Raw genomic sequence first — 19,566 nt, forward strand, 5'->3', positions numbered from 1 at the left:
GTGCGAGCAGACCAGCCCCGCGCCGGTCTGCGCGGCCACCCGGGCCAGCGCCGGGTCGGCGCCCGACCAGGTGTCGTTGAGCAGGTCGGCCCCGGCGGCCACGGCCTCCGTCGCCACCTCGGCGCGCCAGGTGTCGATGGAGATCACCACGTCCGGAAACGCGGCCCGGACGGCGGCGATGGTGTCCACCGTGCGTCGGATCTCCTCGGCGACGTCGACGTCCGCGCCCGGGCCGGCCTTGACGCCGCCGATGTCGATGATGGCCGCGCCCTCGTCCACAGCCCGCTCGACCGCGCGCAGCGCGTTGTCGGCGGCGAAGGTGGCGCCTCGGTCGAAGAACGAGTCAGGCGTGCGGTTGACGATCGCCATCACGACCAGCTCGCCGGGGGCGAACGTGCGCCCACCCAGCCGAAGCGCCCCCGCCATGCCCGCCTCCTGAGAGTCCGCGCCGTCGACGCGGCGGCCGAACCCGACGCTAGTCGGTCGTCGGAGGGGAACTGTGGGCGGGCGTCGGCACAGATCATGATCGGGACGGGTGGCGGGGTCGCTCCCGGCCCGCTGCCATGCCACGATCAGTGCATGGGTCAGCTTCTGCTCCTCCTGGTCGTGGCATTGACTGTCGCGGCGGTCGTCTTCGGCGTGACGGTGCTGGTCAGCGGCGGTGATCCCGGCCTGGTGGCCGTCGAACCGGATTCGCAGGCCGTGGCGTTGCCCGGCACGCGACCGCTACGCGAATCCGACGTGGGGGCGGTCCGTTTCGACACCGGGTTGCGCGGGTACCGGATGGCGCAGGTCGATCAGGCGATGCGCCGCGCCGCCTACGACATCGGCTACAAGTCGGAGCTGATCGGCGTGCTGGAGGCGGAGGTCACCGCATTGCGTGAAGGTCGCACCGACGACGCCGACGCGCTACGTCAGGCCCGCGAGCAGTCCGCCAGCAAGGTGACGGACGCGGACGCGGCGAAGCCGGACGAGGATGTGCCGCTGGACGGGGACGCCGGCTCCGGCTCGGCGCCCGTCGGCTCGGCCGGCGCGGCAGAGCTTCCCGCCGCCACCTCGTCGCCGGCGGACTCCGACGGCGTGGCGCCGGCAGTGGCATCGGCCGACGGCGAGCCGGCAGATCGTGAGCAGACCGACGGCGCGCCCGCCGACGGTGCCGGGCAGCGAGACGCGGTGGTCCGGTCGGAGACGGCGTGACCGAGCCCGGAGGCGTTGATGATCTTCGGGAGGCGGCCCAACCCGGTGCCGGTGAGGTGACCGCCACGGTGATCGTCGACGCCCCGGCGGAGCAGGTCTTCGCCGCGCTGCTCGCCTGGGAACGCCAGTCCGACTGGATTCCGTTCACCCGTGTGCGGGTGGTCGAGGGCGACGGTCGCGAGGGCAGCCGGATCGAGGCGGTGACCGCGCTCGGCCGGGCGACGCTGCGCGACGAGATGCTAGTGGTACGCGTCGACGAACCGTACGAGATCGGCGTGGTGCACCACGGTCAGTTGCTGCGCGGCCCCGGTGTGCTGCGCTGCACCCAGCTGGGTCGGGCCCGCACCCAGGTGGTCTGGCACGAGTGGTTCCATCTGCCGGGTGGCCGGGCCGGTCGGGTGGCCTGGCCGCTGCTCTGGCCCGGCTCCAAGATCGGCCTCACCCAGGCGCTGAAGAGGTTCGCCCGTCTGGTCGAGCAGGGCCGGTTGCCCTGACCACACCCGGTGCCGGCTGCCAGCCCGGCGCTCGGAAGAGATACCCCGCCCGATGCCGCCACGTCACTGCGGCGCGGAGGTCCCGGGCGATTGAGGCGTACTCGTGGAAGGCCACCCGGACCGGGTTGTAGCTGCCCACGTTCTTGGTGAGGCCGTACACGCAGCGCTCCCGCTCCGGCGCGAACGAGCCGAAGAGCCGGTCCCAGACGATCAGGATGCCGCCGAAGTTGCGGTCCAGGTAGCCGCCCTGCGAGGCGTGGTGCACCCGGTGGTGCGACGGGGTGTTGAACACCGCCTCGTACCAGCGCGGCATCCGGTCGATGCGCTCGGTGTGGATCCAGAACTGGTAGAGCAGGTTGACCGAACCGCAGAACGCGACCACCGCCGGGTGTACGCCGGCCAGGATCAGCGGGATGTAGAAGACCCAACTGGTCAGCCCGGTCCACGGCTGGCGCAGTGCGGTGGAGAGGTTGAACCGCTCCGACGAGTGGTGCACCACGTGCGAGGCCCAGAGGATCCGGACCACGTGGTGGCCGCGATGCGACCAGTAGTAGAAGAAGTCCTGCGCGAGCAGGATCAGTGGCCAGGTCCACCAGATCTCGGCCACCCGCAGCGGGGTGAGCGCGTAGAGCAGCGCGTACGCGGCGGCGATCGGCACCTTCCACAGCAGGTCGGTGAAGATGCTGCCCAGACCCATCGCCAGGCTGGTCGCGGTGTCGGCCCCGCCGTAGCCGACCTCGTCGTCGTCGCGGTGCAGCAGGTAGGAGACCCGCTCCAGCACGATGAGCAGCACGAAGGCCGGGATCGACCAGGCGATGACGTCCGGGAACTCCTTCATCGCGCGGCCTCCGCTCGCCGTCGCCGGTCGGGACGCGCCGCTGGGCGACCCCGACTTACCGGTCGGTAACAAGCACCATAGGCAGCCGAGCGGCAGGTGGCAATGGGGTGTCGGTGCGATGCCCTAGCGTGTACGAGGTGACTGACCTGGTGATCGGCGCCGACGGGCTGGCTCGCTGCGCGTGGGGGTCGAGCACCCCCGACTACGCCGTCTACCACGACACCGAGTGGGGCCGGCCGCTGCACGGCGACGACGCGCTCTACGAGCGGATGACGCTGGAGGCGTTCCAGTCCGGGTTGTCCTGGTTGACCATCCTGCGCAAACGCCCGGCGTTCCGGCTGGCCTTCGACGAGTTCCACATCCCGACCGTGGCCGCATACGACGATGCCGACGTGACCCGGCTGCTCGCCGACGCCGGCATCGTCCGCAACCGGGCCAAGATCGAGGCGGCGATCGCCAACGCCCGTGCCGCCCTGGAACTGCCGGAGGGGTTGTCAGCGCTGCTCTGGTCCTTCGCGCCGGAGCGCCGGCCGGCCCGCCCCGCCTCGTTCGCCGAGCTCGCACCGATCACCGCCGAATCGACGGCGATGGCCAAGGCCCTCAAGAAGCGCGGCTTCCGGTTCGTCGGGCCGACCACGGCGTACGCCCTGATGCAGGCGACCGGCATGGTCGACGATCACATCGTCGGCTGTCACGTCACCCTCCCACCGGCGACATGATGGGATGGCAGGCATGACGACCGAGACCGCGTACCGGGCCAACGGATCCGGCCGAGCCGACGGGGTGGGCACCTGGGCCGTGCTGCTGCCCGCCGAGCGGTACGAAGCCGAGCGGCTCGTGCACCACGACACGTTGGAGCTGACCGGTCTGGCCGACGTCGCCGGGCCGGGCCCGGGGGACCAGGTGGCGGTGCTGGTCGACGCTCCGCCCCGGCTGGTGGCGCTCGGCCGGGTCGCCGCTACGGCCCACCGTCACCGGGAAGACCCGGACGACCCGCAGTCCGGCGTCGAGCCGGCGGAGCTTGTCGTGGCGTACACCCGTCGGGCCTTCGACGAGCCGGTGCCGGCCGACCTGCTGACCCTCGACGGGCCGGTCAGCCCACTGGAGCCGGCGGCCTTCCGGGCGTTGGCCGACCAGCTCGGCCCGCCACCGGCACGCCGCACCTGGCTGGTCAGCCTCGACCTGCCGATCGAGGCCGGTTCGCCGGCCGAAGCGGTCCGCCTGTTCTGGTCCTACGTGCAGGAGCTGGGCCCGCGTGAGTTGCCCGCCTTCGTGTCGCCGGCCGGCGACGAGCTGGCCATGCAGGCGTTCGTGCTGGGTGCCGAGGCCAACCAGGACCCGGAAGAGGACGACTAGGCCCTAGAAGAGCTTGTCCAGCCGTCCCTTCCAGTCGGCGAGGACCGGGCCCGGGTCGGTGTCCAGCACGCGTTCGAGCAACGTGGCGTAGACGTCCCGGAAGTCGGTGGTGAACTTCAGATCGCCGTCGTCGAGGTCGGTGAGACTCGGCGGTGCCCCGTGCCAGCCGCCGCGTACGCCCGCGCCGAGCAGGAGCACGTCGGAGGCGGTGCCGTGGTCGGTGCCGTCGGAGGCGTTGGCCCGGACGCGGCGGCCGAACTCGGAGTAGACCGCCACCACCACCTTCCGCCCCGCCTCGGTGCGACTCATCCGGTCGGCGAAGCCGGTCAACGCCCGGTCCAGCTGACCCAGCAGGACAGCCTGCAACTGTTTCTCGTCGGCGTGAGTGTCGAAGCCGCCGAGCGACACCGAGAAGACCCGGGTGGACACCCCCGCCTCGACGCACTGCGCGACCAGGTCCAGTTGCGCGTCCAGCGGGGTCTTCGCCCCGCCGGTGGCGGTCGCCGGGGCCTGCTCGCCGTCCGGGTCCGCCAGGTCCGGGTCGTCGGAGTCGCGGACCTGACGGATCATCTCGTCCACCGATCGCAGGTCGGCGAAGCAGGCGGCGGCCCGTGCTCGCGCGGCGGACTCACCCGGCTCGGCGGCTTCGAACGCGGTGAGCGTCTGCGCTGGCAGCCCCTTGGCGGCCTTCCGGTCGGTCACCGGCACCGCGGCGCCGGCGCTCTGCGCCCCGGCCAGCAGCGGTGGCAGCGCCGGTTCGAAGGAGACCGCCAGCCGGGGGTCGCCGCCGGCCCGGTCCAGCCAACGCCCCAGCCAGCCAGTGTTGCCCGGCCGGTCCGGCTGCGCGGTGTGCCAGATGTCCATCGACCGGAAGTGGCTGCGGTCCGGCTTCGGGTAGCCGACCCCGCGCACGATCGCCAGCCCACCCTTCGACCAGCGCTGGTGCAGACCCTCCAGGGCCGGGTTGAGGCCGAAGTCGTCGTCCAGTCGCCGCACCTCCCCGTCCGGGTACGCCAGCTCGGGGCGGGCCGCCCGGTAGGCCGGGTCTCCGTACGGGATGACCGTGTTGAGCCCGTCGTTGCCGCCGTACAGGGTCACCAGCACCAGCGTGCGGGCCTGCGGATCGCGGTCCCCGCTGGTGTCCAACAGGTCCCGCATCGTGTACGCGCCGGCCCCAGCGGCCAGCGCACCCGCGCCGACCACACCACTGGTCAGCAGGAACCTGCGTCGGGTCACCGTGTCCATGTCGACTCCTCCGCTCAGCTGACTGTGTATTCGGGGCTGACCAGGCCGGCGGCCAGCAGCTTGCGGGGCTCGCCGGCCAGCGGCGTGAGGGCGGCCCGGGTACGCGGGCCCCAGCCATCGACCACCAGCAGTCGGGCCAACGCGTCCGGCCGGCCGGCGGTCGGTGCGGCGGTCAGCCGGGCCAGCACCGTCGGCGCCGTGGCGGCGGCGAGCATCCCGGCCGCCCGCAGCCGGGCCTGCAACGACGAGGTGGTCAACCAGGCCGCGCCGGCCGGCCAGCCGCCCACGCTGGGCGGTCGCAGCGGCACTTGGTCCAGCGCGTTCAGACCGGCCAGCAGTTGTCGGCGTTGCTGCTCCGGGAGGGCGGAGGGCCGTACGCCGAGCTGCCGTAGCGCGCCCACCAGCCACTCCACCGGCTGCTTGACCAACGTGCCCCGGGTCTGCGCGAAGGCCGGCGAGGAGAAGATCGCGTGCATCGTCGCCACGGTGTCCGCGCCGGCCAGACCGTCCGGCGCCGGGATCTCGGCGCCGGCGTAGCGGAACCAGAGCCGCCCGGCCACGAACGTCGCCGCCGCGGGTTGGGTGGCGAGCAGCCCGGCGTACGCCGGGGCGTCGAACCGGCCGCTCTGTCCGAGGATGGTCTTCTCGCCGGGGTCGTGTCGCTTGGCCTCGAAGCGGGCCACTCCGGTCCGCCGGTCGACCACCCAGCCGGTCAGGGCGCGCGCCCCGGCCTTCACGTCCGCCTCGGTGTAGTTGCCGATGCCGAGGGTGAACAACTCCATCAGCTCGCGGGCGAGGTTCTCGTTCGGTGCCTTGCGGGTGTTCTTCTGCCCGTCCAACCAGATGATCAGGGCGGGGTCGCGCACCATCGCCGCGACCAGTGGGCCGAGCGGCCCTTGCCCGTGGCGGCGCAGTGTGTCCAACTGGCCCAGCATCGTCCGCGCGGACTTGACCTTCTGGGCGCTGGTCGCCCAGTGCCCGTGCCAGAAGAAGAGCAGCTTCTCGGTCAGCCCGTCCTCGGCGGCCACCATCCGGTCCAGCCACCACCCGGTGACCTGCTGGAGTTGCTCGCGGCGCTCCGCGTTGGCCTTCTGCCGCTGCTCCCGGGTCGATTCCTTGGTCAGCGCGGCGTACGGGTCCGGGGCCAGCGTCGGCGGTGGTGTGGCCGCCGCTCCCCGGTCGGCCCGTACCGGATCGAGCAGGCGGTCCAACGTCGCTGCCGGCCCGGCCCGCTCTGCCGCGTCCACCTCGTCCGCGGTCGGCCCGAAGGTGGCCCGGCGCAGCAGGTGCGCCACCGCTTCACGATCGCTCATGACGGCCGACGCTAGGCGGCTCGTGTTCGAGGACGGTAAGGGCGGCGTCCGGATCGCGTTCAGCGTCCCTCGAAGACCGGTTTCTGCTTACCGACGAAGGCGAGCGTGGAGGCCCGGTGGTCGGCGGTGGCACCGCAGATCGACTGGGCCTGCGCCTCGGCCGCCAGGGCGTCGGCGAGGGTGCCGGCGTCGGCGATGGAGAGCTGCCGCTTGATCGCCCCGTACGCGACGGTGGGGCCGGCGGCGAGGCGGGCGGCCAACTCCTGAGCCGCCGGCAACACCTGCTCGTCGTCGTCCGTCAGCCGGTTGAGCAGCCCGAGCCGGCAGGCCTCCTCGGCGCGGACCGGCTCGGCCAGCATCAGCAGCTCCACCGCCTTGGCGTGGCCGACCAGTCGGGGCAGCGTCCAGGAGGCGCCGGTGTCGGCGGCGAGGCCGACCTTGGCGAAGGCCATCAGGAAACTGGTGGTCGGACCGCCGATGCGGATGTCGGCCAGGAACGCCAGCGACGCGCCGGCCCCGGCGGCCATCCCACGGACCGCGGCGATCACCGGTTTGGGCAGGTTGGCCAGCCGGGCGGCGATCGGGTTGTAGTGCGCCCGCACGGTGGCCAGGGGGTCGCTGGCGGAGTTTTCCAGGGTGGATACGTGTTCGCGCAGGTCCTGACCGGCGCTGAACGACCCGCCCGCCCCGGCCAGCACGACCGCGCGGCAGGACCGGTCGGTCTCCAACTGCGCCAGGGTGTCGCGCAGCGCCTCCTTGAGCGGCACGTCGAGCGCGTTCATCGCCTTCGGCCGGTTCAGCGTGAGGGTGACGACGGCGTCGGTCCGGTCGACCAGCAGCGGCTCGGTCACGTGTCTAACGACCCTTCTGTCGAACGAGGCGGTTGCCGGCGTCGAGGCACTGTTCGACGTACCGGTCGGCGGCCGGACGCAGACGTGCCGCGTGCCGGTCGAAGAAGCTGGCCGCGGCGGTGCCGGGCCAGCGCTCGGGCAGCAGCGCCGGGGGCAGTTGCGGGTCCCGGAAGAGGAACGTACGCCACGCGTGCACGAGTCGGAACCGCGTCGCGTACGCCTCCTCGTCGCTGCTGCGCACGGTGACCGCCGCGAGCAGTGGGCGCTGGTCCGCGACGAACTGCTCGTAGGCGCGACCGATCTCGGTCAGGTCCCACGCGCGCCGGACCACGCCCATCGCGCCGGGGGTGCCCGAGTGGTGCGCGGCGGTGAACCGCTCGAACCGGATACCGGCCTCGGCGAGGAGCAGGTCCACGTCGTCGGCGGGGCGGGTGGCGACCCAGGTCTGCTCGTCGAGCGTGCCGTAGCCGAGGAAGCTCAGATTGGAGGCGAGCCGCTGCCGGTCCCGTCGGGAGCCGGGGGCCTCCAACACCAGCAGATCGAACCGGCCGTCCCAGGTGACCCGGCCGGTCCGGTAGATCCGGGCGGCCGCCTCGTCGAGTCGTCGGGCTGCTTTCGGTGTGATCGAATATCCCGGTCCGGAGACCAACCGGAGAGGCTCGAGCCAGCCCTGGCGCACCATCCGCGACACGGCGGTGCGAACGGCGGGCGGCGCGATTCCCAGCGGTGCCAGTAGCTTGACCAGGGCAGCGACCGGTGCCCGGCCACCCCTCGGACGGAGGTGGTCGCCGTACAGGTCGAAGAGTGCCGACCGTGCCTGCATGACCGCACATTGTGACAGGCCTTCTCAAGATAAGCTAGATGCTGTTACATCAATGCTGCTCCGGTTTGGGTCCGGCGGTGTTCATCAGGGAAAATCGTTGGTCGACGCCCCCGTGACCGTTGCGGGTGGTCGTGACGAAGTGGCTGTGGGGCAACCCACCGACCCTGGTGTAGGTCTGAGGGGAGACAACATGGCGGCGATGAAGCCGCGGACGGGCGACGGTCCGCTGGAAGTCACCAAGGAGGGTCGGGGCATCGTCATGCGGGTCCCGCTGGAGGGCGGTGGCCGGCTCGTCGTCGAGATGACTCCCGACGAGGCCAACGCGCTTGGTGACGCGTTGAAGGCAGCGGCCGGCTGAGTAAGGAGTGGTCCGGGCGGCGCAGGCCGCCCGGAGCGTTCTTTCTGACCCTGAGCCACCGGTACCACCGGTGGCTCAGGGTCTTCATCGGCGTGGGCAGGCGGGTTCGGCCCCGCTCCGCGAAACTCTCCTGGAGGTACGGTCCCGCGTGCTCGCCATCCGTCTGATCGCCGAGCCCGACCGGCTCGACGTCCTCGTCCTGCCTGTCGGTGCCGCCGATTCGGCCGAACTTGTTCCGACCGCGGCGACGCCTCCGGACGGCACGGCCGACGAGGCCGCCGCACTGGTGCCGGCGGCCCGACTGACCGGCCGGGCCGGCGAGATCCACACGCAGGTGCGCCCTGGGCGTACCCCCGGCCGGATGCTCCTGCTCGGCATCGGCGACGGTGGCGAGGCGGCCTGGCGCACGGCCGGCGCCGCACTGGCTCGCGCCGCCACGGATGAGACGCATATCACCATCGCGCTCCCGGTCGGAGTGACTCCGGCCGCAGTCCGCGGGTTCACCGAGGGGCTGCTGCTCGCCCCGTACCGGTTCCGTTTGACCGAGGCCGGCACCGCACCGACGCTCGACAGCGTCGACCTCCTGCTCGCCGACCCGACGACGTTCGAGACCACCATCGCGACCGCCCGGACCACCGCGGCGATGACCCATCTCGCCCGTGACCTGACCAACACCCCCTCCTCGGTGAAGAACCCGCAGTGGTTCGCCGACCAGGTGGCCGCCGCCGCAGCCGACCTTCCGGACCTGCGACTGCGGGTCCGTGGGCCGGCCGAACTCGCCGCCGAGGGCTTCGGTGGCATCCTCGCCGTCGGCGGAGGCTCGGCCACCGGCCCCCGGCTCGTCGAGCTGGACTGGCACCCGGCCAACGCACGCACCCACGTGGTGCTGGTCGGCAAGGGCATCACCTTCGACACCGGCGGAATCTCGATCAAGCCGGTGCCGGCGATGAAACTGATGCGCAAGGACATGGCGGGCGCGGCCGCGGTCGTCGCCGCCACCCTGGGAGCCGCCGAGATGCGGCTGCCGGTCCGGATCACCACGCTGGCCCCGCTCGCCGAGAACATGGTCAGCGGCGCGGCGTTCCGGCCCGGCGACGTCATCCGGCACTACGGCGGCACGACGAGCGAGACGACCAACTCCGACGCCGAGGGCCGCCTGGTCCTCGCCGACGCGTTGGCGTACGCGGTGCAGCAGCTCAAGCCGGACCTGCTGCTCGACCTCGCCACGCTCACCGGCGCCAACGCCGTGGCCCTGGGCAAGCGCACCGGCGCCCTGTACAGCGAGAACGACCAACTGGCCGCGGACGTGCTGGCCGCAGCCGAGGCGGCCGGCGAGTCGGCGTGGCGGATGCCCCTGCACAACGACTACGTGGAATACCTGGGCAGCGAGATCGCCGACCTCTACAGCGCCCCGACGCAGGGTGCCGGTTCGGTGCTGGCCGCGCTCTACCTGCGCGAGTTCACCGGCGAACTACGGGACCGATGGCTGCACCTGGACATGTCGGCCCCGTCCTGGGCCGACGGCGACCACGCCGAGGTCAGCCGAGGCGCGACCGGCTGGGGCGTCCGGTGGCTGCTGCGCTGGCTGGCCAGCGTCGACTGACCAGGCCGGCGCTCAGCACTTCACAGCGGCGAGCAGCCCGTGCCCGACCGGAAGCAGCGCGGGAATCCAGTGCTCCGACTCCCGGACCGCCTTGATGGTCTCGCGGACCGTCACCGTCTCCGCGTCCCGAGCGGCCGGGTCGCCGATCCGGCCGCTGGCGAGCACACCGTTGAGCGCTAGCACGCCACCAGGCCGCAGCAGCCGCAACGCCGCCTCCACACAGGCGTGGAAGCCGGTCGCCTCCGCGTCCACGAACACCAGGTCGTACGCACCGTCGGCGAGCCGGGGCAGCACGTCGAGCGCGCGCCCGGTGATGATGCGCGTGCGGCCCGCAGCGAAGCCCGCCTCGGCGAAGATCCGTCGGGCGATCCGCTGGTGCTCCACCTCCACGTCGATGGTGGTGAGCACCCCGTCCGCGCGCATGCCGCGCAGCAGCCAGACTCCGCTCACCCCCGTGCCGGTGCCGATCTCGACCACGGCGCGCGCGTTGCCGGCGGCGGCCAGCAGCCGCAGTGCCGCACCCGCACCGGGGGTGACCGCGTCGAGGCCCACCTCCCGAGCCAGGCTGCGGGCGGTGCGCAGAACGAGATCCTCGGTGACGTACGACTCGGCGAACTGCTGAACCTGGGCCGTCGAACTGCCGGAACCGGCGACCGTGGCGATGGGGCACCTCCGGGGGCGGTGCGTGGTGCGGGGGCGGGTTGGCACTGTGAGCGTAGAGGCGACCGTCGTGGAGCGCAGCCGCGCCTCCGCCTGTCGCGATCACCGGGGCAACCGGTGACTCCACCGCGTACATCCGTGCAATCCTGGAGGCGGTATCCCGTCAGCCGCGACCGAACCGGCCCGTGGCCGGGCGACGCGGCGCGGGATCCGGGGACGGACTGGGAGGCACCGACGTGACCGACGGCTGGGACTGGCGCCGGGGCGGTGAGACTCCGGCGCGACCGCCCGGGGCGGGGAACCCTCCGGCCGGGCCGCCGACCACGCCTGAGGCGGGCAACGCGTCCACCGTGCCGCCAGGCGGGCCGGCGCCAGGGCATCCGCCGGTGGCCGGTGCGCCGTCGCCGAGTTGGCCGGCACCGGGACATCCGCCGGTGGCCGGTGCGCCCAACGCCGGGTCGCCGCCGGGTTGGCCGGCACCGACAGCGGGTGGGGTGCCCGGCACGGCCGGGGCGTCGCCCTGGTGGTCGGACGCGCTCGCCGATCCGTGGCGGGACCCGACCGCGCCGACCGCGGTGGTGGTGCCCGGGGCGGTGGTGGCCGGCATCGAACCCGAGGCGGTCACCGATCCGGACGCGCCAGGCCGACCGACGCTGCGTCACCTGCTGCTCATTCCCGTGATCACCGCCCTGCTGGCCGGCACGCTCGGTGGCGCGCTGGGCTACGCGTTCGCGGTTCGCGGCAGTGCGGGTGGTGCGGTGCTGGGCAGTGCGCCGGTAGATCCGCCGGCGCTGGCCCAGCGCAAACCGGAGTCACTGGCCGGTGTCGCCGAACGTGTCCTGCCCAGCGTGGTCACCGTCCGGGTCAGCAGCCTCGGCGGGACCAGCGAGGGCTCCGGCTTCATCGCCACCGCCGACGGCCATGTGATCACCAACGACCATGTGGTGGCCGGCGGCACCGGCAAGGCCTCGGTGGTCTTCAACGACGGCAGCAGCGCGCCGGCGACCATCGTCGGGCAGGACCCGGAGTCGGACATCGCCGTGATCAAGGTGAGTCGTCCCGGGCTGCGGGCGGTGGAATTCGGGGACTCGGACGCGCTGGCCGTCGGCGACCCGGTGCTTGCCATGGGTTCGCCGTTGTCACTCGCCAACACGGTCACCGCCGGCATCGTCAGTGCCCTGGACCGGACGATGCAGGCTGGCGAGCCGGGCGGGCCGGTGCGCTACTACGCGGCCATCCAGACCGACGCCGCGGTCAACCACGGCAACTCCGGCGGCCCGCTGGTCGACGGCGCCGGGCGCGTGGTCGGCGTGAATTCCACCATCAAGTCCTTGGTCGCCGAAGGGCAGGAGGCGGGCAACATCGGACTCGCCTTCGCCATTCCGATCAACCAGGCCAAGCGGGTGACCCAGGACATCATCGGCACCGGCAAGGCCCGGCGTACGGTGATCGGCGCCCGGGTGGACGGCCCGGCCGGAGTCGTCGGGGGCGGCCTACGCCTGGCGGAGGTGCAGCCCTCCGGCCCGGCGGACGGCGCCGGGTTGAAGGTCGGCGACGTGATCCTGAAGATCAATGGACGGCCGATGACCGAGCCGACCGACCTGACCGCGCTGGTGCGCAAGTACGCGCCGGGCTCGGTGGTGACCGTCGAGTTCCGGCGAGGCTCCGCCCGGCAGAACACGTCGGTGAGACTCGCCGCGGACGCGAAGTGAACAGCGGCTCACCCCTTGCCCGAAGGCCGTCCGGCGTGCGTAGTCTTGCTGCTGACGCCGAGAGGGGGCCAACGGGATGCTCGACAACCTGAACTGGTGGGAGATCGGAGCGCTGCTGCTCCTGGCGCTGCTGATCTTCGGCGACCGGCTGCCCGCGGTCATCACCGACGGCCTGCGGTTGGTGCGCAACCTGCGCAACATGGCCCGCAACGCCACCGGCGACCTGAGTCGCGAGCTGGGCACCGACATCCAGCTGGAGGATCTGCACCCGAAGGCGTTCATCCGCAAGCACCTCCTCAGCGAGGAGGACGAGGCGGCGATCCGCAAGCCGTTGCAGGGCGTCTACGACAACCTCCGCGCCGACGTCAGCAACGTGCACGACGACCTGAAGGACGTCGCCAACGCCGCGGACCTGCGCTCGGGCGGTTCCCGGTCCAGCACGGCCACCAGCAGCCCATCGGCGCCAGCCCCCCGCGTCAGCTACGACGACGCCACCTGACCGACCGCCGTACCGCCCGGCACCGCTTGAGCCTCTGCCCGGCGGTGGTCGACTCGGATTTCAGGAAGTGGGCCTGTCAACCAGCGCCGGATGCCCCGACATGCTGAAAGTCGGGTCGATCACGAGACGGCTCAGCCCGCCGGCCGTTGGGCGGCCGACGGGCTGACGGTGTTCGTGGCGGTCAGCGCCCAGCGGGCTTCAGGCCGAGCGGCTTGCCGAGCAGCGACTCACGGCGTACCGCGAGCCGGTCGGCGATCGCGCCGAGCGCCGTCGCGGCTGGAGACTCCGGCTCGGCCAGCACGATCGGGTTGCCCGCGTCGCCGGCCTCGCGGACCCGGGTGTCCAGCGGGATCTGCCCGAGCAGCGGCACCTGGGCGCCGATGGTCCGGCTCAGCGACTCGGCGACGGCAGTGCCACCGCCGGCGCCGAAGATCTCCATCCGGGAGCCGTCCGGCAGTTCCAGCCAGGACATGTTCTCGATGACGCCGACCACGCGCTGGTGGGTCTGCAGGGCGATCGCACCGGCCCGCTCCGCCACCTCGGCGGCGGCGGCCTGCGGGGTGGTGACCACCAGGATCTCCGAGTTGGGCAGCAGCTGGGCCAGCGAGATGGCCACGTCACCCGTGCCCGGGGGTAGGTCCAGCAGGAGTACGTCCAGGTCGCCCCAGTAGACGTCGGCCAGGAACTGCTGCAACGCCCGGTGCAGCATCGGGCCACGCCACACCACTGCGGCGTTGCCGGCGGTGAACATGCCGATCGAGATGACCTTCACGCCGTGCGACTGCGGCGGCATGATCATGTCTTCCACACGAGTGGGACGGCCGTCCGCGCCGAGCATGCGGGGCACCGAGTGGCCGTAGATGTCGGCGTCGACCACGCCGACGGCGAGCCCGCGTGCGGCGAGCGCCGCCGCCAGGTTGACAGTCACGCTGGACTTGCCGACACCACCCTTGCCGCTGGCCACCGCGTAGACCCGGGTACGCGAGCCGGGCTGGGCGAACGGGATGACCGGCTCCTCGGTGGCACCACCGCCGCGCAGCTGGGACTGCAACGACTGCCGCTGCTCCGGCGTCATCACCCCGAAGTCGATCTCCACGCCGGTGACGCCGGGCACCGCGGCGACGGCGGCGGTGATGTCGTTACGCAGCTTGTCCTTGAGCGGGCATCCGGCGACGGTGAGCAGCAGCTCGACGCGTACGACGCCGCTGGCACCGATCGTGGCGGAGCGGACCATGCCCAGCTCGGTGATGGGCCGGCGGATCTCCGGGTCGTTGACGGTGGCCAGGGCGGCCTGGATCGCGTCCTCGACGGTGCTCACGGGTGCTGACATGCCCGCAATGCTACGTCGCGGGGCATCCCCTGCCGCCGCTGCCCGGTGCGGTGTGAGCCAATCGATGGCCCGCCGGTCAGCCCTCCGACCGGCGCGGCCCGGTGCCGTCCGGACGGGCGTCGCGGGCGAAGTCACCGTCCAGGTCGTCACGGGGTTCGTCCAGGCCGACACCGTCGGTCGGCCGCTGCCCACGCCGCTCCTGCCGGCTCTCCTTCTCCTGCTGGCGGCGCTCCAGCCGCTGCCGGCGCTGCCCCACCTCGTCCAGCTCCTCGGCCAGCCGGGCCAGCTCGGAGCGGAGGAAGTCGCGGGTCGCCACCTCGCCCAACGCGATCCGCAGCGCGGCGATCTCCCGGGCCAGGTACTCGGTGTCCGCCTTCTGCGCGGTGGCTCGCCGCCGGTCCTCCTCAGCTGCCAACCGGTCCCGGTCGGCCTGCCGGTTCTGGGCCAGCAGGATCAGTGGCGCGGCGTAGCTGGCCTGCAACGACAGCACCAGGGTCAGGAACGTGAACGTGTACGGGTCGAAGCGCAGGCCCGCCGGGGCCAACGTGTTCCAGAGGAACCAGACCGTGATCACCACCGTCATGACGACGATGAAGTTCGCGGTCCCCATGCCCCGTGCGATGCCCTCCGACCACCTGCCGAACGCTTCGGCGTCGAAGCGGGGCAGTTTGATGCCCCGGGGCTCGCGGGGCTGGTCCAGCCGTTCGGTTCGCCGCTGCTCAGCCATCCGCGCCATCCAGCACCGCTTCGGTGGCGCCCGGGGCGGGCAGGGCGTCCCGGTCCCGCCAGTCCCGGGGTAGCGAGTGGTCCAGCACGTCGTCCACCGTCACGGCGCCGACCAGCCGGTTGTTCCGGTCGATCACCGGCATGGCGACCAGGTCGTAGGTGGCCATCCGGCGGGTGATCTCCGGCAGCGGTGTGGTGGGGCGCAGCGGGTCGATGTCGTTGACCACCACCTTGCCGAGCAGGTCGGCGGGTGGTTCCCGCAGCAGCGCCTGGAAGTGCACCATGCCCAGGTAGCGGCCGGTCGGTGTGTTCTGCGGTGCCCGGGTCACGAAGACCTGCGCGGCGACGGCGGGGGAGAGCTGCGGCTCCCGGATCCGGGCCAGCGCCTCGGCGACGGTGGCGTCCGGCGGCAGGATGACCGGCTCCGAGGTCATCACGCTGCCTGCCGTGCCCGGCGTGTACTTCAGCAGCTGACGCACCGGGTCGGCCTCGTCCGGCTCCATCAGGTCCAGCAGGACGTCCTGTTCCGGTGGGGGCAGTTCGTTGAGGAGGTCCGCGGCGTCGTCCGGGTCCATCTCCTCCAGGACGTCGGCGGCCCGTTCCCGGTCCAGGGCGGCGAGGATCTCCACCTGGTCGTGCTCGGGCAGCTCGCTGAGCACGTCGGCCAGCCGCTCGTCGTCCAGCGCCGCCGCTACCTCGTTGCGTCGCGCGTCGGGCAGGTCCTGCAGGGCGTTGGCCAGGTCGGCGGGGCGCATGTCCTCCAGGACGGCGAGCAGGTTCGCCGTACCCCGGTTGTCGGCGATGCCGCTGAGCCCGCGCACCCGGTCCCACTCGACCTGGTGCAGGTGACCACGGCGGGTGAGTCGACCGGTCTGCTCCCGGACGGCGACCCGGGTCAGCGACCACTCGCCGCCCCGCGAGCACTCCATGGCGACGTCCACGACCGCGCCGGGCTGGCCGCCGGGGTCGAGTTGCACCCGCCGGTCCAGCAGTTCCTGGAGCACCAGCAGCTCGTTCGGGCGCTTCTCGAACCGGCGGAGGTTGAGGGTGCCGGAGCCCAGCACGACGGCGTCCGCGTCGATGGAGGTGATCCGGTTGATGGACAGGAAGATCCGACGACGCATCGGCATCTCGGCGACCAGGCCCACCACCTCCGGCGGACGTTTCGTCGCCCGGAGCCGCGCCACGGCGTCACGAACCCGGCCCACCTGGTCACCGTTCGGATCGAAGACGGCGACTCCGGCGAGACGGGCGATGTAGATCCGGGTCGGCGTGCTCACGGGCACCAGCCTAAGCGCCTAGTGTTTATCAACATGTCGACCTTGGCCTACGAGATCGTGGACGTCTTCACCGACCGCCCCTTCGCCGGCAACCCGCTGGCCGTGGTGTTCGGCGCGGAAGGGCTGGCCACCGAGCAGATGCAGGCACTCGCGTTGGAGTTCAACCTCTCCGAGACGGTGTTCGTGCTGCCTCCGACCCAGGTCGGCGTCACCTACCGGGCCCGGATCTTCACTCCGGTGGAGGAGTTGCCGTTCGCCGGGCACCCGAGTGTCGGCGCGGCGGTCACCGCGAGCCGGCGGGGCATGTTCGGTGTGGGGTCTGTCACCCAGGAGTGCCACGCCGGGGTGCTGCCGATCGAGGTGACCGCCTCCGGGGCGACGCTGACCGGTGGCACACCGACCCTCGGGCCGGAGTTGGATCCGGAGCCGTTGCTGGAGATCGCCGGGCTGACCGCGGACGACCACGTCGGCCCAGCGCCACGCGTCGCCGGCTGTGGGTTGGAGTTCCCGTACCTGCCGGTGCGTCCGGAGTCGGTGGCCCGCGCCACTGTGAACGCGGCCGCGGCGCAGCGGTACGGGGTTTCGCACGTCAGCGTCTTCTCCTGGGACGGGGCAACGCAAACCGCGCACGCCCGGGTCTTCGTGCCGGGGATCGGCATCCCGGAGGACCCGGCGACCGGTTCGGCGGCACTCGGCCTGGGTGTCTGGCTGGTGGCGACGGGCCTGCTGCCGGGCGAGGGGCTGTCCCGTTACGCGGTCCGTCAGGGTGTCGAGATGAACCGTCCGTCGGCGTTGGCCTGCACGGTCACCGCGGCGAACGGCGTGGCGGTCGGCGCTACGGTCGCCGGCCAGGTCATGCCGGTGGCCCGGGGTGAGATCGCGGTCCCTCCGTTCGTCGGTTGAGGCCGGACGTCGATGCGGGAGGATGCGAGGGTGACTGACGACACGCACGGGTCGACGCCGCTGGTCGACGAGGCGATGAAGAAGGCCGCGGTGGCCTGGGTGAGCGTGTCGGGCGGGCCGGCGCTCGCGCTCTGGTGCGCCCCTCTCGAGGGCGCGCTCCTGGTGGTCAGCGGGCCGGGCGAGCAGGCGGCGCCGGGCCTGGCCGACGCGACCGAGGCGCAGGTCTCCCTACGTGGCGACCACGGTGGTCGGATCGTCACCTGGCCGGCGAGGGTGAGCCGGGTGCAGCCGGGCACCGAGGAGTGGGACACGATCGCGCCGCTGGTGGCGGCGAAGCGTCTCAACGCTTCCGGGCCGACCGCCGACCTGGTGGCCCGCTGGGCTGCCGAGGGGTGCGCGGTGAACCGGCTGGCCCCGGCGGGAACGCCGCTGGCCGGCACGGAGCTGCCGGCCGACGCGCAGGCCGAGCCACCGCGGGCCACCCCGGCGGTCCGGGCCACGCGCAAGCCGTTCCGCCTGCACCGGGTCCGTCGTCGCTGATCGGCTCGTCACCCCGCCCGGCCGCCGACCCCCACCACCTCGGCGTCGCTGTCGACGAGGGCCAGCACCTCGCCCAGGGCGGCGAGCGTCGGGCCGCGCCAGTCCAGGTCGGCGTTGAACACCATGTGCGTGGCCAGGTCCGGCGCGGCGAGCCGGACGGCTGTCATCCCGGCCCGCTCGGCACCGGTCAACTCCTGGCTGCCGCCGTCGCCGACGTACAGGCAGTCGCCGGGTGCCAGCCCGAGTCGCTGGCAGGCGGTCAGGTAGAGCGCCGGATCCGGTTTGCACCGTCCGACCTGCACTGAGAAGACCCGCACGTCGAGCAGGGGGGCGATGGCGAGCTGTGGCAGGAAGGCCGGCAGTTCGTGCGTGCAGTCGCTGATCACGCCGGTGCGCAGGCCACGCTGGCGTAGGGCGGCGAGCACCGGCACGGCGTCGGCCCGTAGCCAGGTGTCCGCGCGGACCGCCCGGTGTCGGGACGCCACGGCCGCCCGTACCGCATGGTCACTGGGGTGTACGCCGGCCTGGGCGCACACCCAGCGAAGGGTCGCCTCCGCGTTGCCGAGCAGGCCGGTGGCCCGTTCGTAGTAGGTACGGTCCAACACCTCGGTCAACGTGTCGGCGTGACAGCCGAGCAGTTCAGCCGTGCCGGCGTGCGCGACACCGCGCTGCACCGAGCGGGTCAGGGTGCCGAAGAAGTCGAACAGCACCGCCTGGTAGGTGGGCATGGGGGAGCGCCTCCGGGCGGTCGAGGGTCGCCGGCGCGGACGCGCGTGATCGTAACGGAGTGATGACCCTCCGTGCTGTCCGTCATACGTGTGAGGATTACGTCCCGTGCCCCCACCTTCACACCGGCCGTCACTGGACCCGCTGACCACCGGCGCGGTCGGCCTGGCCGTGGTCGCAGTGTCGTCGTCCGCGCCGCTGATCGCGTACGCCGCCGCGCCCGCGCTGGCCATCGCGTTCTGGCGCAACCTGCTCGCGGTCGCCGTACTGGGCCCGTTCTCGCTGGCCCGACGCCGTGCCGAGTTCCGTCGGCTTGCTACCGGCGTGGGCCGGCGGGAGGGGCTGTTCTGCGTCCTGTCCGGTGTCGCGCTGGCCGGTCACTTCGCCACCTGGGTGCCGAGCGCCCAGCTCACCACCGTCGCCACGTCCACCGCGCTGGTGGCCACCCAGCCGGTCTGGCAGGGGCTGATCGTCCGCGCCCAGGGGCGTCGGCTGCCCCGGATCGTGTGGATCGGCATCGCCGTGGCGGTCGGCGGCGCGGCGGTCGCCACCGGCGTGGACGTGGGGGTCTCCGGCCGGGCCGTCCTCGGCGACGTGCTGGCGCTGGCCGGTGCCATGTTCGCCGCCGTCTACACCGCCTTCGGCGAACGGGCCCGGACCAGCATCAGCACCACCACGTACACCACCATCTGCTACGGGATCTGCGCGCTGATCCTGCTGGCCATGTGCCTGGTCGGCGGCGTACGGCTGACCGGGTTCGACGGGCGCACCTGGCTGGCCATCCTGGCCCTGGTGGTCGGTGCCCAACTGCTTGGGCACTCGATGTTCAACTACGCCCTGCAGAAGATCCCGGCGACCACGGTGAGCGTGCTGATCCTGCTGGAGGCGCCTGGCGCGGCACTGCTCGGGTGGGCCTGGCTGGGTCAGGTTCCCCGCCCGTACGCGCTGCTGGGGATGGCGTTGCTGCTGGCCGGTGTGGCGGTGGTGGTGCTCGGCGGCCGTCGGACCGCGCCCACCGCGCTGCCCACCGACCCGACCCCGCTCGACGGCTGATCGCCCGCTGGTTCCCTCCGTGGCGGACCCGCCGCGCGTCTATCCCGGTGAGGAGGGCG

General features: G+C 72.5%; 22 protein-coding genes. 11 read left to right on the forward strand and 11 right to left on the reverse strand.

The genetic code is table 11. The features are described 5' to 3' along the window. Window positions 1–426 (reverse strand): dihydropteroate synthase (locus tag ACWCO3_RS05395; protein ID WP_450008627.1); only part of this gene is annotated, 426 nt, incomplete at its 3' end. A gap of 153 nt (window positions 427–579) precedes the next feature. Between ACWCO3_RS05395 and ACWCO3_RS05400 the strand changes: the two genes are divergently transcribed. Together ACWCO3_RS05400 and ACWCO3_RS05405 are read left to right on the forward strand one after the other, a co-directional pair. Then, a complete protein-coding gene (locus ACWCO3_RS05400) occupies window positions 580–1,197 on the forward strand; it encodes a DivIVA domain-containing protein (protein ID WP_145786154.1) in 618 nt (205 codons plus the stop codon). Then, window positions 1,194–1,691: an SRPBCC family protein gene (locus ACWCO3_RS05405; RefSeq protein WP_145786155.1), complete on the forward strand. Its 498-nt coding sequence runs from the start codon at window positions 1,194–1,196 to the stop codon at window positions 1,689–1,691. Before ACWCO3_RS05400 ends, ACWCO3_RS05405 begins: the two co-directional genes overlap by 4 nt. Here ACWCO3_RS05405 and ACWCO3_RS05410 read toward each other — a convergent pair. After that, complete coding sequence (locus tag ACWCO3_RS05410) at window positions 1,636–2,529, reverse strand: sterol desaturase family protein (protein ID WP_450008630.1); 894 nt, start codon at window positions 2,527–2,529, stop codon at window positions 1,636–1,638. The two genes, ACWCO3_RS05405 and ACWCO3_RS05410, sit on opposite strands and share 56 nt — an antisense overlap. Window positions 2,530–2,666: 137 nt before the next feature. Between ACWCO3_RS05410 and ACWCO3_RS05415 the strand changes: the two genes are divergently transcribed. Together ACWCO3_RS05415 and ACWCO3_RS05420 are read left to right on the forward strand one after the other, a co-directional pair. Beyond that, window positions 2,667–3,248 carry a DNA-3-methyladenine glycosylase I gene (locus ACWCO3_RS05415; protein ID WP_145786157.1) on the forward strand — a complete coding sequence of 194 codons (582 nt, stop codon included), beginning with the start codon at window positions 2,667–2,669 and terminating at the stop codon, window positions 3,246–3,248. A gap of 13 nt (window positions 3,249–3,261) precedes the next feature. Continuing rightward, a complete protein-coding gene (locus tag ACWCO3_RS05420; RefSeq protein WP_450008632.1) occupies window positions 3,262–3,885 on the forward strand; it encodes a hypothetical protein in 624 nt (207 codons plus the stop codon). Window positions 3,886–3,888: 3 nt separating this feature from the next. Here ACWCO3_RS05420 and ACWCO3_RS05425 read toward each other — a convergent pair whose 3' ends face one another. Genes ACWCO3_RS05425 through ACWCO3_RS05440 form a run of 4 tightly spaced genes read right to left on the reverse strand, consistent with a single transcriptional unit; the run spans window position 3,889 to window position 8,117 of the window. Beyond that, window positions 3,889–5,130, reverse strand: coding sequence for a DUF1501 domain-containing protein (locus tag ACWCO3_RS05425; protein ID WP_145786159.1), 1,242 nt, complete (start codon window positions 5,128–5,130; stop codon window positions 3,889–3,891). Window positions 5,131–5,144: 14 nt separating this feature from the next. Continuing rightward, entirely contained in the window at window positions 5,145–6,443 is a 1,299-nt protein-coding gene (locus ACWCO3_RS05430) for a DUF1800 domain-containing protein (RefSeq protein ID WP_450008633.1), read from the reverse strand. Window positions 6,444–6,502: 59 nt separating this feature from the next. Beyond that, the gene (locus tag ACWCO3_RS05435; protein ID WP_145786161.1) at window positions 6,503–7,294 is read right to left on the reverse strand and encodes an enoyl-CoA hydratase-related protein; all 792 of its coding nucleotides are present in this window, start codon (window positions 7,292–7,294) and stop codon (window positions 6,503–6,505) included. 4 nt (window positions 7,295–7,298) lie between these two features. Then, window positions 7,299–8,117: a PaaX family transcriptional regulator gene (locus tag ACWCO3_RS05440; RefSeq protein WP_145786162.1), complete on the reverse strand. Its 819-nt coding sequence runs from the start codon at window positions 8,115–8,117 to the stop codon at window positions 7,299–7,301. A 190-nt stretch (window positions 8,118–8,307) separates the two neighbouring features. On the opposite strand from ACWCO3_RS05440, the gene ACWCO3_RS05445 reads away from it, so the two are divergent. Both ACWCO3_RS05445 and ACWCO3_RS05450 read left to right on the forward strand, forming a co-directional pair. Next, a complete protein-coding gene (locus ACWCO3_RS05445; RefSeq protein WP_007455245.1) occupies window positions 8,308–8,475 on the forward strand; it encodes a DUF3117 domain-containing protein in 168 nt (55 codons plus the stop codon). 148 nt (window positions 8,476–8,623) lie between these two features. Next, window positions 8,624–10,078 carry a leucyl aminopeptidase family protein gene (locus ACWCO3_RS05450; RefSeq protein WP_145786163.1) on the forward strand — a complete coding sequence of 485 codons (1,455 nt, stop codon included), beginning with the start codon at window positions 8,624–8,626 and terminating at the stop codon, window positions 10,076–10,078. Between the two features lie 12 nt (window positions 10,079–10,090). On the opposite strand, the gene ACWCO3_RS05455 is transcribed toward ACWCO3_RS05450, so the two are convergent. Beyond that, complete coding sequence (locus ACWCO3_RS05455; protein WP_145786483.1) at window positions 10,091–10,660, reverse strand: O-methyltransferase; 570 nt, start codon at window positions 10,658–10,660, stop codon at window positions 10,091–10,093. A gap of 299 nt (window positions 10,661–10,959) precedes the next feature. Between ACWCO3_RS05455 and ACWCO3_RS05460 the strand changes: the two genes are divergently transcribed. Next, window positions 10,960–12,450, forward strand: a complete 1,491-nt coding sequence (locus tag ACWCO3_RS05460) for a S1C family serine protease (protein WP_423436582.1) — start codon at window positions 10,960–10,962, stop codon at window positions 12,448–12,450. 76 nt (window positions 12,451–12,526) lie between these two features. After that, on the forward strand, window positions 12,527–12,949 hold the full coding sequence (locus tag ACWCO3_RS05465) for a Sec-independent protein translocase family protein (protein ID WP_145786165.1): 423 nt from the start codon (window positions 12,527–12,529) through the stop codon (window positions 12,947–12,949). A gap of 181 nt (window positions 12,950–13,130) precedes the next feature. Here the strand turns inward: ACWCO3_RS05465 and ACWCO3_RS05470 are convergent, their stop codons facing one another. The 3 genes from ACWCO3_RS05470 to ACWCO3_RS05480 form a co-directional block, all read right to left on the reverse strand. Continuing rightward, window positions 13,131–14,279 (reverse strand): Mrp/NBP35 family ATP-binding protein, encoded by a 1,149-nt coding sequence (locus ACWCO3_RS05470; protein WP_145786166.1) that lies wholly within the window; start codon window positions 14,277–14,279, stop codon window positions 13,131–13,133. Window positions 14,280–14,355: 76 nt separating this feature from the next. Beyond that, a complete protein-coding gene (locus ACWCO3_RS05475; RefSeq protein ID WP_145786167.1) occupies window positions 14,356–15,006 on the reverse strand; it encodes a DUF1003 domain-containing protein in 651 nt (216 codons plus the stop codon). Next, the gene (locus ACWCO3_RS05480) at window positions 14,999–16,285 is read right to left on the reverse strand and encodes a magnesium transporter MgtE N-terminal domain-containing protein (protein ID WP_423436115.1); all 1,287 of its coding nucleotides are present in this window, start codon (window positions 16,283–16,285) and stop codon (window positions 14,999–15,001) included. The genes ACWCO3_RS05475 and ACWCO3_RS05480 overlap by 8 nt, the downstream gene beginning before the upstream one ends. A 33-nt stretch (window positions 16,286–16,318) precedes the next feature. On the opposite strand from ACWCO3_RS05480, the gene ACWCO3_RS05485 reads away from it, so the two are divergent. Together ACWCO3_RS05485 and ACWCO3_RS05490 are read left to right on the forward strand one after the other, a co-directional pair. Beyond that, window positions 16,319–17,188 carry a PhzF family phenazine biosynthesis protein gene (locus tag ACWCO3_RS05485; RefSeq protein WP_278143766.1) on the forward strand — a complete coding sequence of 290 codons (870 nt, stop codon included), beginning with the start codon at window positions 16,319–16,321 and terminating at the stop codon, window positions 17,186–17,188. A gap of 12 nt (window positions 17,189–17,200) precedes the next feature. After that, window positions 17,201–17,728: a hypothetical protein gene (locus ACWCO3_RS05490; protein WP_145786170.1), complete on the forward strand. Its 528-nt coding sequence runs from the start codon at window positions 17,201–17,203 to the stop codon at window positions 17,726–17,728. An 8-nt stretch (window positions 17,729–17,736) separates the two neighbouring features. Here ACWCO3_RS05490 and ACWCO3_RS05495 read toward each other — a convergent pair whose 3' ends face one another. Further along, window positions 17,737–18,456 carry an HAD family hydrolase gene (locus ACWCO3_RS05495; protein WP_145786171.1) on the reverse strand — a complete coding sequence of 240 codons (720 nt, stop codon included), beginning with the start codon at window positions 18,454–18,456 and terminating at the stop codon, window positions 17,737–17,739. 106 nt (window positions 18,457–18,562) lie between these two features. Here ACWCO3_RS05495 and ACWCO3_RS05500 point away from each other — a divergent pair, with 106 nt between their 5' ends. After that, window positions 18,563–19,507 (forward strand): DMT family transporter, encoded by a 945-nt coding sequence (locus tag ACWCO3_RS05500; RefSeq protein WP_450008639.1) that lies wholly within the window; start codon window positions 18,563–18,565, stop codon window positions 19,505–19,507. Window positions 19,508–19,566: the final 59 nt, after the last annotated feature.

It is taken from the genome of Micromonospora sp. NPDC002411, assembly GCF_053592955.1.